Below are 15134 nucleotides of genomic sequence, written 5' to 3' on the forward strand. Positions count from 1 at the left end.
ATCTCTATGTCTCAAGAAAATTTACTTTCCTCCATCAAGGGCCTTGCTTCAACAGGAGCATCCATAGCGCAAACTCGTCTCGAACTGTTATCACTTGATGTACAAATTGCTAGAAGTAAATTCATCAACTTACTAGTCATGATTGTTAGCGCTTTATTCTTTTTATTCTTCGGCTTAGTCATGCTGGCATTGCTCATCGTGATTTATAGCTGGGAGACTGACCGAATGCTAGCCCTAGGATTATTGACGGGGGCGTTTTTGTCCGTCGGCTTAATTTTGGCAGCATTAATTACTCAATCACTGCGCAAGATGCCCAAATTATTTGAGGCTTCTATTTCAGAACTTGCAAAAGATCGCGAAGCGCTTTCAAAATGAGTGAGCAACTAAAGGCTTTAGAGCATCGCCAACAGGAGCTTAAGATTCAGGCAAGCCGGGAACGAATTGCGTTAGCAGAACATTTTGAGCCTTGGGAAAAGCCGCTCTCCTGGGCCGATAAAGGCATCGATACTGTTAACTTCTTGAAGAGTAACCCTATCCTCTGGACTAGTGCTTTTGCAGCGCTAGCGCATTACAAACCCAAGCTTGCTAGTAAAGCGCTAGCGGTAGGTTGGGGCGCTATGAAGATCATCAAGAGCGTTAAAAAACTGGTCTAGCTTTTTAATACAGACTGGTGGCGAATGCCGTGTTGATTTAGCAGCTTGCTGCCATTTAAGCAGGCGATTTCAAGCAAGGTAATGGCGCCAGTGACTTCAAAGCCAGCGCTCCGAATTAATTTATCTGCAGCAACCAAGGTTCCCCCGGTAGCCAATACATCATCCAATAGCAATACTTTGGCATCTTTTGGCAGGGTGGACTGCTGAATCTCAAGAGAGTCACTTCCATATTCCAAACCATAAGCTTCTCGATGGCTGGCCAAAGGAAGTTTGTTGGGCTTTCTGGCTAGCGCTAAGCCCTTGTGAGCGTGGTGGGCTAGCGCAGACCCAAAGATAAAGCCACGCGACTCAATACCTAAAATATGGGTGTAATCAAACTGCTGCGCCAGCTCATGGAGTTGTGCAACAGCCTCTTTAAAAGCAATAGGGCTAGCTAAAAGTGGGGAGATATCCCTAAAGAGGATGCCGGGTTTTGGAAAATCAGGAACTCCGGGTAGATAATCTAATAAATTCATCACCAGCCAATATGAAAACAGAACTTCTCATTATTACCGCATTAGAGTCCGAGCTCAAGCGAGAGTCATTGCCTAAAGGGGTGGAGATTGTGTATTCCGGCGTCGGCAAAATTAATGCCACGATGACCAGCATCAAAGCCATACACCAATACTCACCAAAGCGAATCTTGAACTTTGGTACCGCAGGAAAAATCAAGCCATCTTTGCAGGGCCTACTGGAGATCGGCAAGGTAATTCAACGAGATATGGACGCTGAACCTTTGGCGCCCCGTGGCAGCACCCCATTCTGCCCAAGACCTCAAGAGTATCTGTCTACTGGGTCATTTCTATGTGGCTCTGGAGATAGCTTTGTCACCGCCCACGATCCTTGGCTACATAGTCAAGGTGTGGATGTAGTGGATATGGAGCTATTTGCAATTGCTGCAATTGCACATGATCACCATATCCCTTGGCAGTCCTTTAAATACATTACTGATGATGCCAATGAGAGTTCTGGCGATGATTGGCAGTCAAGAGTTCACCATGGCCAAGAGTTATTCTTAGACAAACTAAAGCAAATCATTGCTTAAGTTACGAGACAGTTTCGAGATACTTACGAGATATATTGGTGGATATGTCAAAACCCTGGTTAAAGCATTACCCTGAGGGGGTTCCTCACGAGTTAGGGCCTTTAAGCCATTCCTCCTTGAGTGAGTTTATTGATGAATGTTTTGAACGATTTGGCAGTCGTCAGCTCATTGAATCGATGGGGACCTTTTTTTCTTATCGCGAAATTAATCGACTATCAACAGATTTCGCCTCTTACCTTCAGAGCCTGCAATTAGAGAAGGGTGCCCGTGTAGCGCTGATGTATCCCAATGTTGTCGAGTATGTCATTGCCATGATTGGGACTCTGCGCGCAGGTTGCGTGGTGGTAAATATCAACCCCTTATATACAGCCCGAGAGCTAGAGTCTCAATTGCTAGATAGTGGTGCTTCTGTTTTGGTCATGATGGAAAACTTTGCTTCCACTTATCAGCAGATTAAGACGCAAACATCCGTTAAGAGGGTGGTCGTCAGCAGCCCAGGAGAATTATTGGGTATCAAGGGACATGTCATTAACTGGGTTGCACGTCACGTCAAAAAAATAATCCCGTATTGGAAATTTCCACACATCCAATTTAAAGAAGCTTTAAGTATTGGACGTGAGCATACTTTTGTACGCCCTCAGATTGGTTTAGACGACATTGCTTTTTTGCAATATACCGGTGGCACTACTGGGGTTTCAAAGGGTGCTGTATTGCTCCATCGAAATATTCTTTCTAATGTGATGCAAATAGAGTCTTGGCTCACCCCAGGATTAAAAAGTCGACCAGACCATCAATTGGTTTTTTTATGCGCCTTACCTTTAACGCATATTTTTGCGCTAACTGCTTGTGCTTTATTGGGGCTTGCTAAGGGCGGCTTATTAGTGATGGTAGCCAATCCTCGTGACATCACAGGATTCATCAAAATGCTTAGTAAGCATCCCAATATTAATATTTTCCCAGGGGTAAATACTTTATTTCATGCTCTCATTCACCGACCAGAATTTAAAAAAGTGAAGTTACCAAACCTATTGGTGACGATTGGTGGCGGAATGGCGGTTCACAAAAAGACTGCAGACCATTGGCAAGCATTAACTGGTGTACCAATCGCTCAGGGTTATGGTCTCTCAGAGACATCCCCTGTAGTCTGTGTCAATAGCCCGCTGGAGAAGCATTTCACTGGCCACATTGGCTCACCAATTCCAGGCACGGATGTAGTGATACTGGATGACGATGGTGTTGTCCTGCCGCAGGGTACTGCTGGTGAGATTTGCATTCGAGGGCCACAAGTGATGGCGGGATATTGGAATAATCTCGAAGAAACTCGGCATTGCATGACTGCTGATGGGTATTTTAAGTCTGGTGATATTGGACTTATCACTGCAGAAGGTTTCGTTCAGATTGTTGACCGCAAAAAAGACATGATTGTGGTTGCGGGCTTTAAAGTTTTTCCGAATGATGTTGAGGATGTTCTATCGCAGATGTCTGGCATCAAAGAATCCGCCGTGATTGGAGTACCTCATCGCAAACTGGGTGAGATTGTGAAGGCGTTTGTAGTGAGATCAAACCATCACATCACCGAAGCAGATGTCATGCAATATTCCAAAGACAATCTTCCTAGTTACAAGCGACCCAGGAAGATAGTTTTCGTCAATGAGCTACCCAAATCGAATGTCGGCAAGATATTGCGTCGTGAACTACGACATCTTGAGCATTAGGACTATCTTGATTTTGCTTGCAGTTACTTGCGCGGCGTCTTACCAACCATCTTGACTGCCCTTAAGAAATCAAAGTCCACACCTTGATCTGCTTGAGTAACGGTATCCAAAAAAAGCTTTTTATAGCCGCGTTCAGCAGTGGGTGAAGTAATAGGATTGTCTTTCATACGCTGAGCCAGTTCTTCTTCGGAAATTAAGAGGCTAATTTCACGATTCTTCACGCTTAAGCGAATGCGATCACCATTGCGCACTTGTGCCAAAGGACCACCAATGGCGGACTCCGGTGTGACGTGTAAGACTATCGTGCCAAAAGCGGTGCCGCTCATACGTCCATCAGAGATGCGGACGATATCTTTTACGCCAGCACGGGCTAATTTCATTGGAATCGGAATGTAACCAGCCTCAGGCATACCAGGAGCGCCTTTAGGCCCAATATTTTTGAGTACCAAAATATCATCAGCAGTGACATCGAGATCTGGGCTATCAATACGATTGGCCAAATCAGCCGCATCTTCAAAGACAACAGCGCGACCTTCATGCTCCATGAGTTTTTCATTGGCAGCAGATTGCTTGATGATGGCACCACCAGGGGCTAAATTGCCGTGCAAGACCGCAATACTGCCGCGTGGATAAATAGGCTGATTAAATGGGCGCACGACGTCTTGTTTAAAGCTCGGTGGGGCAGCATCAATTTCTTCGCCAAGGGTTCTGCCTGACACGGTCATTGTGTCTAACTTTAAAAGGGGCTTTAACTCACGCAACAGGGTAGTCATACCACCAGCATCATGGAAGTTCTCCATGTAGTGATCGCCAGATGGTTTCAAGTCCACCAGAACAGGAGTCTCATCACCCATCTTATCGAGTGCATCTAAATCAATCTCTAGACCCATGCGTCCAGCAATGGCGGCTAAGTGCACTATGCCATTGGTAGAGCCACCAATGGCTAGCAGAACACGCATTGCATTTTCAAAAGCGTCTGCAGTTAATACTTTATCGATGGTTAAACCTTCTTTAGCCATCTTTACAGCGCAGGTACCCGTTTCCTCAGCAATACGGATCCGATCCGCCGTGACTGCTGGAGGCGTTGCGCCACCAGGAACGGTCATGCCCAGCGCTTCAGAGATGCAGGCCATCGTGCTTGCTGTACCCATCACCGAACAAGTACCGACACTGGCTACCAACTGATCATTGACTTCATCTTTTTCGACTTCATCGATTTCGCCAGCGCGGAACTTTCCCCAGTAACGACGGCAGTCAGTACAAGCGCCCACCCGTTCGCTACGATGTGAGCCCGTCAACATAGAGCCAGTAATCAGTTGGATAGCTGGTAGACCAGCAGAAGCAGCACCCATCATTTGTGCGGGAACCGTTTTATCGCAGCCACCAATCATGACGACCGCATCCATCGGCTGCGCACGCAACATTTCTTCGGTGTCCATAGACATCAAATTGCGCAAGTACATACTAGTAGGCGCAGCAAAACTCTCATGGATTGATATCGTTGGAAATTCCATAGGTAAGCCGCCAGCTAACATCACACCACGCTTTACTGCCTCAAGCAGTTGGGGCATATTTCCATGGCAGGGGTTGTAGGCGCTGCCGGTATTGATGATGCCAATCACTGGGCGATCTAAGGCGCTATTGGTATATCCAGCACCCTTAATAAAGGCTTTGCGCAAAAACAAAGAGAAGCCTTTATCGCCATAACTGGTTAAGCCTTTGCGTAAACCGCTCTCTGCAGGATCTTTTGGCTTATTGCTCATCAATGTCTCAAATCTTTTTAAATGGTTTTATAGGGTGCTGCATAAACTTTGCTTCAATTGTAGCGATGGAATGGCTGATTTACCTACAGACCGCCACCCCAGCGGTACTGCCAGGAGATGCCTAAGGCTTCGTAGTTCGTATTGGTATTGGAATAGACCCCCTTACTACCAGTTAGGCGTATTGAGTTCTGTTTATTAATAGGGTAGGACAGTGTGCTACCAAAGCGCCAATTTTCTTGTGAACCATTAATTGCCGTGCCGTTGACATACTTCTGTCCGCCCATAAAGTAGGTGGCATCAGCTGATATGTAAGCCGTATTCGGAAAATAATAAATAACATGGCCTTCGGTTGAATAAATTGGGTTTTGCGAGAGAGTGTTGCCACCTAAAAAATTGGTGTTGCTGGTATAGATGGTTGCCATGCCAGCAAGCTCTAAGCGCCAAGGACCGATGGCTTGTGATGCACCGAAAGCAGGTTGAAAAAGAGAGCGATTGGCGCCTACGTTGAGCATTTGTTCGCTGTTGTACTTGCCCCATGGGACGGATGCAGCAAGGCTAGCGCCGATGATCAAGTCTTGTTGGTAGTATTTAAATTCATCCAAAGAAAGTGCTGGTGCGCCGTAAAGATTTGCGGAGATCTTTACAACGGGATCCGATAAGCCTTCTGCGGAGGCATTCATATTCGAGCTTCCTGTACTACCCGTTCCTGAAAGTTGGGCATACGGCAATAAGAGACTGATCCTACCGGATTGCCCAAAGACATCAATGATGCGGGTCATATTTACTGCTTCTGTTACGAGGGTATAAGACCCACTTTTGGCCTGAGCTATACCACCAGAAACAAAGTTAATTCCGATGGGTGCATTGGAATAAGCGCGCGCCTCGATTTCTTGAGCAGAAGCTTGTTGGTAAAAAAATCCCAACAGGCAAAGCCAAAAAATTCTCACGTAATACAAGTAAGGCAATTATTTTTTAGAGCCAAAAAGGATGTTTAGCGTGGCCGTATTACCTAATGCAAGATTGACGCCCATAAAAATCAAGTAAGGCCAAACAATTAGCCAATACACAATCGACATTGCAAAGACTCGCAATGGATCAGAATTTCCAAAGGCTGTCATAGAGGGAATAAATTCTTTGCCATTAATTAAACCGTGAATGCCTGCCTCAAGGTAATTTAATCCCAGAACAACCATTAAATAGACTAATGATTCAAGCAAAAGAGATTTAACAATCCCATGTTGTTTATCAATTTTAATTGGATATGCAGCCTGGGCAATCAACATAAATTTTGCTGATAAAGCCGCCTTAATGAGTGCAAAACCAAAGATGGTTAGCGGAATAGGGCGCTCTTCAAGAGCAGTTGCAGCCATAAAGGCAATCGCGCAGAACCAAGTGCCGAAGTAAAGCGTTAAAGCAAACGCTTTTTTCATCTCCTCCTCGAGCTTTGTTTTTAAGCTAGGTTTATTGGGCTGAATATTAGGGCTGTGGTTATTGGGCATAAAAATCTTCGATCAGAGAAATTGGTGAGCTACTCACCGCAGGTAGAGCAGGACCCTGCTGTTTCCACTGGAGCGGGCTCTTGGGTGTAGCGTGCAATAAAGGCGTGCTTACTAGACATCGGTATTTTGAGCCAGACAAAGTGACCTGAGCCTGGAGCGACATCAATCGAGTCACCATGCATATTCCACATTTCAGATAAGGTGATGTCGGTATTTCCATTGGGCTCGATGATTTCTATTTTGTCGCCGACAGAAAAACGATTCTTAACGTCTACCTTAACGCGGCCTGTTGCTTCATCAATTTCGAGTGTTTCTCCAACATATAAGCTGCGTCCTGATAAAGAATGACCACGCATATAGAGTTGATACTCCTTATCGTGATGACGCTCATAGAAACCATCTGTATAGCCGCGGTTTGCCAAACCTTCTAATTGACCTAATAAGGCAGTGTTAAAAGGTTTTCCTTGAACAGCATCATTAATCGCTGCTCTGTAGGATTGAACAGTGCGTGAAACGTAATAAGGTGATTTGGTGCGGCCCTCAATCTTAAAGGAGTCAACACCCATCTTTGTCAGGCGTTCGATATGTTCAACCGCGCGTAGATCTTTAGAGTTCATGATGTAGGTGCCATGTTCGTCTTCTTCCATCGGCATCAAATCGTCGGGACGGCGGGCTTCTTGCAGAAGTACAACATCTCCGCTGGTGTTTTGTTGGCCAGGTTTGACTTTGTAATCCCAGCGACAGGCGTTAGTGCAGGCGCCTTGATTCGAATCTCGGTGGGACATATAACCTGATAGCAAGCAGCGACCAGAATAGGCAATACATAAGGCGCCGTGCACAAATACTTCGAGTTCCATTTCTGGACAGTCTTGACGTACCTCTTCGATTTCATCAAAGGAGAGTTCGCGAGAGAGGATTACACGACTGATACCAACGGAACGCCAAAATTTTGCTGAAGCACCATTCACAGTGTTCGCTTGGACAGATAAATGGATTGGCATATCGGGCCATGCTTCACGCGCCATCATGATCAGACCAGGATCGGACATGATTAAAGCATCAGGCTTTAATGCAACCACTGGATCCATATCTTTAATGTAAGTGCGTGTTTTACCGCCATGAGGGAGTAAGTTAGAAACTAAATAAAATTTCTTACCCATTTCATGGGCGGTATCAATACCTTCCTTGAGAACTTCAATCTTGCCAAAGTCGTTATTGCGAACTCGTAGGGAATAACGAGGTTGCCCTGCGTAAATGGCATCTGCGCCAAAATCAAAGGCAGTACGCAGCATGGAGAGGCTGCCGGCTGGAGCGAGAAGTTCAGGAATCTTAGTCATTGGGCTATTTTAGTGAATACGGCCAATCTTGTTTGATTTGCGGTATTACCAAGCCCTAGAGCCTGCTAAAGCTGGATTTATGCGTGCCTGACTAACAAACCCTTACCCAATGAAGAGTATCCTAGTTGGTCTGTGGAGAGCATTGTCAAAATGAACGGGGAGCCTTCCCTTAGACTCTTCACCCGAAATTGAAGGCACTTATCAAAGAATGCACGAAGAATGCAGAAAGAATGCAATGACAAAACTAACGTCTAAACCCATCCTAAAAAAGGCGAGCGGTATTTTGGCTCAAGAGTATTCAATACCCAAGGATATTGCTTGGGCATGGGTTACTTTATTGTTCTCGCAAGAAGAGCAGAAGCGCGATAGCGAAGAAATACGTTATAGTCGCATCGCAGAATTTGAAGCCTGGATTTTGGGCTTGGGACTACCGACAGACCCTAAAAATCCACAGAGCATTGCAGTAAGTCCAGCTGCGGTAAAAAATTCCGCTAGAAATGTCTTTGAGTGGCCCCATGAGTACATCTTTGAAGAGCCGGCAGCGCCAAAGCATCCAGATACTAAGGCGACTTATGCCGATACGATCACTAAGCCAATTTTGGATGCCGTCAAAGACGCTGGCGGATCCGATGATCGAGCTGCATTAATCGCCATCTTGGAGGGTTATGTAAAAGAGGGTAAAGAGCCGTTCGCCAATGTCACACCAGAAGGCATTGAGTGGAAGGGCAGTGCTTGGACGCAGGGTGATAAATACAATCTTCTGACTATTAAGACGCTAAATAACCGCCTAGCCAATCTCCGCAAGAAGGGGTTGATCTAAAAATCGCCTCTCCCTACAACAAAAGAAAAAGCCCCTAGATTCCTCTAGGGGCTTTACTTATTTGGCTCGCCTGTTCTGACAAATCTGGGCACTGGGTTTTGGTTATTCCATTGGATTAAACCTCTCCTAGCTGCCATTTTCAGACAAAAGCTAAATTTTCTCAATTTCCGCTTTTCGGCCAAAGCGGTCTTTCGGATTAAGTCTTTGATAGGCCGAAATCGGCCATTAGGAGACGTTTGTTAACAAGTGCGAATGATTCTCAGCAGGGCTTATGGTTGGTTAATTGCACGTCAATTAGTTGAAATATTGCGGGTGTAGAATAAGAACATGCATGTATTGAGATCAAAACCTCTACTTGTTGCTGCATTGTTCCTGGCTATTATTTTGCAGGTATTGACCCCATTTCTGCATGCGCATACTGGAGCCTCAAGTCAGTATGGCCTCCATCTTCACGTTGCTAGCATGGGATTTGAGTCCGCTAATGCATCTAAAACTGGAAAGGCATTTATAACTACCTCTACCGAAGAGTCAGCAGAGGTCGGGATGCCTGCTTCACGTCAAAGTGATCAATTTGATCTTGTTATCTTAAATTTCTATGTTTTAGTCTTGGTTGCTTTAGTGTATGCAACCTATGCTGCTAGACCAATTTCCCATTTTTATAGCATAGACAGATTTGCCTATCAAAGGTACGCCCAAAGTTCACCACCCCTTTCTTTGGCTCCACCTCTAGACCTCTAAATTTCTCTGGCGTGACTTGCTCACGTTTCTTGGATTTAGTTAGCAGTGTTTCTAGAGGTTTTTATGTTTCGTTTCCATATAGTTGGACTTTCCCTTTTCTCGCTGATTTTGAGCGGGAGCCTACAAGCACAAGAATTTGCGCCTAAGTCATTAAAACTGACTGCAAATCAACAGGCGGCTATGGGTGTGAATTTTGCCCAAGCAATTTCCGTTGATTCGGGCTCTGTATTAATTAGTGCTTCAGTCACAGTCCCACCAGAAAAGCAGGCGATTTTATCGGCACCTTATCCTGGGCAGCTCAGTCAAATGGTTGTGGGGGTTGGTGATCCAGTAAAAGTAGGGTCACCATTGGCTTATTTCACCAGCCCCCAGATGGGTGACTCTAGGCAGAAATTGCTGGAAGCCACGTCTGATGCTCGTTTAGCTAAAGAGGCCTTGGTTCGTGATAACGAATTATTTAAAGAAGGAATTATTCCTCAGTCTCGCCTCAACATCACCAAAGCAAAATCTGAAAATGCCAATGCCATATTAATGGCAAGACAGTCGGAGCTAAAGGCCGCGGGGATTAACTTTGATGATCCTAAAAATAAAGATGCGTTTAACTCTTATGCCACAGGCGCATTGAAGTCGCCAATCCAGGGAACGGTAGTTGAGGCTCATAACCTGATCGGTCAGCGCGTTGATACTGGAACCTTGCTTTTTAGAATTGCTGACATCTCCACATTGAATCTCGAAATCAATACATCTGGATTTAAAGCCCTTGGTATTCAGCCTGGAGATGAGATTGTGATTGCCTCCCGTAACGCGAAAGCCAAAGTAACCGGAGTATCCCAGGCAGTTAGCGCCTCACAGTCAGCAAGAATAAGAGCTGTTGTTGAGGAACGCGGCGCTCTGCAGATGGGCGAAGTAGTTACTGCAACTATTCAGGCAAAGCTGAAACCAAATGTTCAGGATAAAGCCTTATGGCAGATTCCCTCAAGGGCGCTGACGAACTGGAAAGGGCAAAGCGCGATATTCATTCTTTCAGGCGCTGGTGTAGTGCTTCAGCCAGTATCGGTCATCTCAAGCGATGATGATTTAGCTTCAATTCAAGCACCACTATCTAGTGGTACTCGAGTCGCAGTAACTGGCATTGCCTCTCTGAAAGCGCTTGCGCAGAAGGGCGAGTAATGTTTACTAATTTAATTGATGCGAGTTTGCATTTTCGCAAGCTCGTATTGGCAATGGCTATTGCATTAGTGCTCTTTGGTATCCATGCGTGGATGACGCTGCCAATTGATGCCTTTCCAGATATTTCCCCAACCCAAGTCAAAATCATTCTAAAGATTCCAGGGATGACGCCTGAAGAAGTTGAGCAAAGAGTTGTTCGCCCAATTGAAATAGAGATGCTCAGCATTCCCAAGAAACGAATTGTGAGATCGGTTTCCAAATATGGTGTAGCCGATATCACGATTGATTTTGATGATGGCACTGATATTTATTGGGCTCGTCAGCAAATCTCTGAGCGATTGAATGCATTTACAAAAGATCTCCCGCCTGGCGCAACTGGGGGTCTGGCACCAATTACTACACCATTAAGTGAAATCTACATGTTCACTCTTGAGGGTGAGGGCTTTAGCTTAAGAGATAAGCGCACTGTTTTGGACTGGACTATCAGGCCTGAATTAAGAACTATTTCTGGTGTGGCTGAAGTCAATGTCTTAGGTGGAGAAATCTTAACTTACGAAGTAATTCCCGACCCATCTCGATTGGCTGCTCGTGGAGTCACCATGGCAGAACTTCGTAAAGCGGTAATGACTAACAATAGTAATGATGGTGCTGGGCGGATTGATCAAGGCGAGGAAACGTTAGTAGTTCGTGTTGAGGGGGCCGTTAAAAAACTAGACGATGTCAAAAGGATCCAGATCTCTAAAGCAAACGGTGGCACAGTCATGCTTGATGAGGTGGCTACGGCTCACTTGGGATCGGCCACTCGCTATGGCGCCGTGACTAAAGATGGCAAAGGAGAAGCAGTTGAAGGTCTGGTTTTAGGCTTGCGCGGTGCAAATGCAAGGCTACTCGTGGACTCGGTCGAGCAAAATTTGATAGAGATTGCCCCACGATTGCCAAAGGGCATGACCGTAAATACTTTCTATAACAGGGGTGAATTAGTCTCCCGTGCAGCAGGTACTGTGACTAAGGCTTTGCTTGAGGCTTCTGTTTTGGTCTGCATCACTTTGTATCTATTTTTAGGGGGGTATCGTGCCGCTCTGGTGGTTGCAGCTGTCCTTCCGCTCTCAATACTCTCTACATTCATATTGATGAAGGCTTTTGGCCTAACGGCTAACTTGATGAGCTTGGGCGGATTAGCCATTGCTATTGGTATGTTGGTGGATGCCGCAGTGGTGGTAGTTGAAAATGTGGAAACAGCCTTTGCTGATTCCAATACATCCAAAGCATTAAGCAAGACGGAAATCATTTCTATTGCTACTCATGAGGTAGTTAAGCCGGTGGTAGCTGGCGTATTGATTATTGCTGTAGTTTTTCTTCCATTGCTAAGTCTTGAAGGTTTGGAGGGCAAACTCTTTTCACCGGTAGCGCTAACTATTGTTATGGCGCTCGCCTCATCCTTATTAATTGCATTCACTGTCATTCCCGCTTTAGCTTCCTTTGTTTTAGAGCGCAAGGCTGATGAAGAAACAAAGTTTATGCGCAAGATTTCAGAAAAATACGTTGAGTGGCGAAATCAGGTTTGGGGCAATACCAAGTGGCTTTACAGGGCTTCTGGCATTGGGTTAGGTGTGATGGTAATCCTTTATATGATTGTGGGAAAAACCTTTATGCCTACTCTAGACGAAGGAGATATCTTGGTTCAGCTGCAAAAGCTCCCATCAATATCCTTAAATGAATCGCTCATCATTGATTCTCAGGTGGAGCAGTTATTTTTAAAAGAAGTTCCTGAGATTAAATCCATTGTTGCTAGAGCAGGTTCAGATGATTTGGGTCTCGATCCCATGGGCTTAAATGAAACAGATATGTTTTTAGTGCTCAAGCCTAAAAGTGAATGGTCTGGAAACAAGGACGATATTGCCAATAAACTAAGGGCTACTTTAGATAACTTTCCTGGCTTGGTCTATGGCTTTACTCAGCCGATTGAAATGCGTGTTTCCGAGATGCTTACGGGAACCCGCGGTGATGTGGCAATCAAAATCTTTGGCAGTGATTTAGCTGAAATCAATAAGGCCGCACAGGCTATAGCTGGCTCAGTTCGCAATGTGAAGGGTGCGGCTGAGGTAATTGCACCTCGTGCTGAAGGTATGCAGTACTTAAGCCTAAAGATTAACCGTACCTTGGCTGGGCAGGCTGGATTCTCGATTGAAGACTTGCAGCAGCGATTACGCAATCAAATTGAGGGTGAAAATCTTGGAGTAGTTTTAGATGGTGTTATCAGAACGCCATTGGTGCTTCGGGGTAATGATTACATTCGTACAAGCCCAGAAGCATTTAGCGACTTGCTAATATCTGCGCCTGATGGCAAATCATGGCCACTAGCATCATTAGCTGAAATCAAGCAAATCGATGGACCTATTCGGATTGACCATGAGCAATCAAGCCGCTTTGCTAGCATTCAAGTGTCTGTCGATGGTAGAGATCTTGCGGGATTTGTAAAAGATGCTCAGGCGGCAGTGATTGCGTTGAACTTGCCTAAAACTATTAATGTAGTTTGGGGAGGTCAGTTTGAAAATCAACAAAGGGCTGCTGCAAGGCTAGCTATTGTGATCCCGATTGCATTAGGACTAATCTTTGCCATCCTGATGGTGACCTTTGGCTCGGCAATACAAGCTGGGATCATTTTCCTCAATATCCCATTTGCACTAGTTGGCGGTGTAGTTGCTTTAACCATTACAGGGCAATACCTTTCGGTGCCAGCATCGGTGGGATTTATTGCATTGCTTGGCATTGCCGTCCTAAATGGGGTGGTGATGGTGACTCACTTTAATGAGCGTCTCGTTAAAGGTGACTCAATGTCTGATGTCATTCACTTTGGCACTGAAAGGCGTTTACGCCCAGTGCTGATGACGGCAGTTATTACAGCGCTCGGAATGATTCCACTTTTATTTGCTACGGGGCCAGGGTCTGAAATTCAACGTCCTTTAGCGATTGTGGTGATTGGTGGATTGATTACATCAACTTTATTAACCCTGCTGCTTTTACCAAAGCTCTATGAGCGTTTTGGGGCATTAAAAAATTGGGGTGAGCTTAAAGATGAAATCCACTTTGATCGCATGATGGATCTGCTGAAAAGGATCAAAAAATGAAAAAGCTGATTCTATTTGCTGTATGTATTGGGGCCTGCTTTTCAGCATCGGCTAACAATTTATTGCCAACTGATGACCAGGTAAAAAATGCTCTGTATTCCAACCCCAAGATTGGTGCTGCAGATGCGAGAAAAGACTCTTTAAATTACAGGGCGGATGCCATCGCCTCGGGATCTCAAGAGTTTGTTGTCAGAGGCACTAGACAGAATCGAAGGGTAACGAATATACCGGGAGCCACAAATTATCAAGAGTACTGGGCAGGCATTGAGCGCCCTATTCGCTTTTGGGGTAAAGGAGGTGTTGATGAGAAGATTTCCGATGCAACTAAATCATTTGCCGGAATTGAGTATGCCGATACGATGCATGAAACCAGTAAGGATTTATTAGCAACCTGGTTTACTTACCTAAAGGCACTTCAATCAAGAATTGTTGCGGAAAAAAATAGCCAGCTAGGCGATCAAATTGGCCGGATTACTCAAGTTCGCTACAAGGTTGGCGATGTTGCTAGGTTAGATGCTCAATTAGCAACAGCAGAACAAGGAAGGTTAAAAGCCTTCTTGGAGCTTGCTAAAGCCCACGAAAGTGCTAGCGGAGAAGCGGTCACACAGAGATATCAGGGCATTGCATTAATTAAGAACTTTAAATGGGATGCAATTCCTAATCTTCAAACCAGGAAGGAATTACTACGTCAACAATTTCTTGAGCGAAGTCATGAATTAAAGCTAGCTAAATCAGATGCCGAACGATTTGATTTGCATGCTAAACGCAGTGGATTAGATAGATTCCCGGATCCAACGGTTGGCCTATATACCGCCAATGAGTTTGGTGGCGCTGAGAGAATTAATGGTGTCAGTTTATCGTTTCCAATATCTGGCGGCGCTCGTTTTTCTAATGCTTCTGCGGCAGCATCTGAAGCAGAAATTAGTCGCCAAAGAGTTATAGAAACTGAGCAACGCATTAGCGTTGAGTTTGAACGCTTATGGTCGCAGATGATGAGTAGAAAAACGGCGGCTGAAACATTGCTAAATTCCGCAAAAACTCAGAATGATGCTGCGCAGGCGGCTGAAAAAGCCTATGTGCTAGGAGAGGGGACTATTTCGGACTTAATTGCAGCAAGAAAGGCTGCTAACGAGAATCAGTTGTCTTCCGACCTCATGCGGTTAGATGCATTGGAATCCTACTATCGTATGCGTTTGGATTTGCACGAGATTTGGGATTTTGATTAAT

At 45.2% G+C, this 15134-nt stretch carries 14 protein-coding genes; 9 read left to right on the forward strand and 5 right to left on the reverse strand.

Going from position 1 to position 15134, the window contains the following annotated elements; all coding sequences use genetic code 11:
* The first annotated feature begins 6 nt into the window (after window positions 1–6).
* Together ICN33_RS08990 and ICN33_RS08995 are read left to right on the forward strand one after the other, a co-directional pair.
* Window positions 7–375 carry a phage holin family protein gene (locus ICN33_RS08990; protein ID WP_216196258.1) on the forward strand — a complete coding sequence of 123 codons (369 nt, stop codon included), beginning with the start codon at window positions 7–9 and terminating at the stop codon, window positions 373–375.
* Window positions 372–653 carry a YqjK-like family protein gene (locus ICN33_RS08995; RefSeq protein ID WP_216196259.1) on the forward strand — a complete coding sequence of 94 codons (282 nt, stop codon included), beginning with the start codon at window positions 372–374 and terminating at the stop codon, window positions 651–653. The genes ICN33_RS08990 and ICN33_RS08995 overlap by 4 nt, the downstream gene beginning before the upstream one ends.
* Here the strand turns inward: ICN33_RS08995 and ICN33_RS09000 are convergent.
* Complete coding sequence (locus ICN33_RS09000; RefSeq protein ID WP_216196260.1) at window positions 650–1168, reverse strand: adenine phosphoribosyltransferase; 519 nt, start codon at window positions 1166–1168, stop codon at window positions 650–652. The genes ICN33_RS08995 and ICN33_RS09000 overlap by 4 nt on opposite strands.
* 11 nt (window positions 1169–1179) lie before the next feature.
* On the opposite strand from ICN33_RS09000, the gene ICN33_RS09005 reads away from it, so the two are divergent.
* Together ICN33_RS09005 and ICN33_RS09010 are read left to right on the forward strand one after the other, a co-directional pair.
* Window positions 1180–1737 carry a 5'-methylthioadenosine nucleosidase gene (locus ICN33_RS09005; RefSeq protein ID WP_216196261.1) on the forward strand — a complete coding sequence of 186 codons (558 nt, stop codon included), beginning with the start codon at window positions 1180–1182 and terminating at the stop codon, window positions 1735–1737.
* 44 nt (window positions 1738–1781) lie between these two features.
* Entirely contained in the window at window positions 1782–3452 is a 1671-nt protein-coding gene (locus ICN33_RS09010) for an AMP-binding protein (RefSeq protein WP_216196262.1), read from the forward strand.
* Window positions 3453–3475: 23 nt separating this feature from the next.
* On the opposite strand, the gene ICN33_RS09015 is transcribed toward ICN33_RS09010, so the two are convergent.
* The 4 genes from ICN33_RS09015 to ICN33_RS09030 form a co-directional block, all read right to left on the reverse strand.
* Window positions 3476–5215, reverse strand: coding sequence for an IlvD/Edd family dehydratase (locus ICN33_RS09015; protein WP_216196263.1), 1740 nt, complete (start codon window positions 5213–5215; stop codon window positions 3476–3478).
* Window positions 5216–5298: 83 nt separating this feature from the next.
* Window positions 5299–6138 carry a transporter gene (locus ICN33_RS09020; protein WP_255530786.1) on the reverse strand — a complete coding sequence of 280 codons (840 nt, stop codon included), beginning with the start codon at window positions 6136–6138 and terminating at the stop codon, window positions 5299–5301.
* Between the two features lie 42 nt (window positions 6139–6180).
* The gene (locus tag ICN33_RS09025) at window positions 6181–6645 is read right to left on the reverse strand and encodes a hypothetical protein (RefSeq protein ID WP_255530787.1); all 465 of its coding nucleotides are present in this window, start codon (window positions 6643–6645) and stop codon (window positions 6181–6183) included.
* 98 nt (window positions 6646–6743) lie between these two features.
* On the reverse strand, window positions 6744–8051 hold the full coding sequence (locus tag ICN33_RS09030) for a U32 family peptidase (RefSeq protein WP_216196266.1): 1308 nt from the start codon (window positions 8049–8051) through the stop codon (window positions 6744–6746).
* Between the two features lie 235 nt (window positions 8052–8286).
* On the opposite strand from ICN33_RS09030, the gene ICN33_RS09035 reads away from it, so the two are divergent.
* The 5 genes from ICN33_RS09035 (at window position 8287) to ICN33_RS09055 (ending at window position 15133) form a co-directional block, all read left to right on the forward strand.
* Window positions 8287–8871, forward strand: a complete 585-nt coding sequence (locus ICN33_RS09035; protein ID WP_216196267.1) for a hypothetical protein — start codon at window positions 8287–8289, stop codon at window positions 8869–8871.
* Window positions 8872–9198: 327 nt separating this feature from the next.
* On the forward strand, window positions 9199–9609 hold the full coding sequence (locus ICN33_RS09040; RefSeq protein ID WP_216196268.1) for a hypothetical protein: 411 nt from the start codon (window positions 9199–9201) through the stop codon (window positions 9607–9609).
* Window positions 9610–9672: 63 nt separating this feature from the next.
* Window positions 9673–10779, forward strand: a complete 1107-nt coding sequence (locus ICN33_RS09045; RefSeq protein WP_216196269.1) for an efflux RND transporter periplasmic adaptor subunit — start codon at window positions 9673–9675, stop codon at window positions 10777–10779.
* Window positions 10779–13907: an efflux RND transporter permease subunit gene (locus ICN33_RS09050; protein ID WP_216196270.1), complete on the forward strand. Its 3129-nt coding sequence runs from the start codon at window positions 10779–10781 to the stop codon at window positions 13905–13907. The genes ICN33_RS09045 and ICN33_RS09050 overlap by 1 nt, the downstream gene beginning before the upstream one ends.
* Complete coding sequence (locus ICN33_RS09055; RefSeq protein ID WP_216196271.1) at window positions 13904–15133, forward strand: TolC family protein; 1230 nt, start codon at window positions 13904–13906, stop codon at window positions 15131–15133. The genes ICN33_RS09050 and ICN33_RS09055 overlap by 4 nt, the downstream gene beginning before the upstream one ends.
* The last annotated feature ends 1 nt before the right edge of the window (window position 15134 follow it).

The organism is Polynucleobacter sp. UB-Tiil-W10 (assembly GCF_018881605.1).
Classification (GTDB): Bacteria; Pseudomonadota; Gammaproteobacteria; order Burkholderiales; family Burkholderiaceae; genus Polynucleobacter.

Coding starts and splice junctions, on each gene's coding strand:
- ICN33_RS09000 (WP_216196260.1), bottom strand. CDS start 1,168: ATGAATTTATTAGATTATCTACCCGGAGTTCCTGATTTTCCAAAACCC.
- ICN33_RS09055 (WP_216196271.1), top strand. CDS start 13,904: ATGAAAAAGCTGATTCTATTTGCTGTATGTATTGGGGCCTGCTTTTCA.
- ICN33_RS08990 (WP_216196258.1), top strand. CDS start 7: ATGTCTCAAGAAAATTTACTTTCCTCCATCAAGGGCCTTGCTTCAACA.
- ICN33_RS09040 (WP_216196268.1), top strand. CDS start 9,199: ATGCATGTATTGAGATCAAAACCTCTACTTGTTGCTGCATTGTTCCTG.
- ICN33_RS09035 (WP_216196267.1), top strand. CDS start 8,287: ATGACAAAACTAACGTCTAAACCCATCCTAAAAAAGGCGAGCGGTATT.
- ICN33_RS09050 (WP_216196270.1), top strand. CDS start 10,779: ATGTTTACTAATTTAATTGATGCGAGTTTGCATTTTCGCAAGCTCGTA.
- ICN33_RS09045 (WP_216196269.1), top strand. CDS start 9,673: ATGTTTCGTTTCCATATAGTTGGACTTTCCCTTTTCTCGCTGATTTTG.
- ICN33_RS09005 (WP_216196261.1), top strand. CDS start 1,180: ATGAAAACAGAACTTCTCATTATTACCGCATTAGAGTCCGAGCTCAAG.
- ICN33_RS09015 (WP_216196263.1), bottom strand. CDS start 5,215: ATGAGCAATAAGCCAAAAGATCCTGCAGAGAGCGGTTTACGCAAAGGC.
- ICN33_RS08995 (WP_216196259.1), top strand. CDS start 372: ATGAGTGAGCAACTAAAGGCTTTAGAGCATCGCCAACAGGAGCTTAAG.
- ICN33_RS09025 (WP_255530787.1), bottom strand. CDS start 6,645: ATGAAAAAAGCGTTTGCTTTAACGCTTTACTTCGGCACTTGGTTCTGC.
- ICN33_RS09030 (WP_216196266.1), bottom strand. CDS start 8,051: ATGACTAAGATTCCTGAACTTCTCGCTCCAGCCGGCAGCCTCTCCATG.
- ICN33_RS09010 (WP_216196262.1), top strand. CDS start 1,782: ATGTCAAAACCCTGGTTAAAGCATTACCCTGAGGGGGTTCCTCACGAG.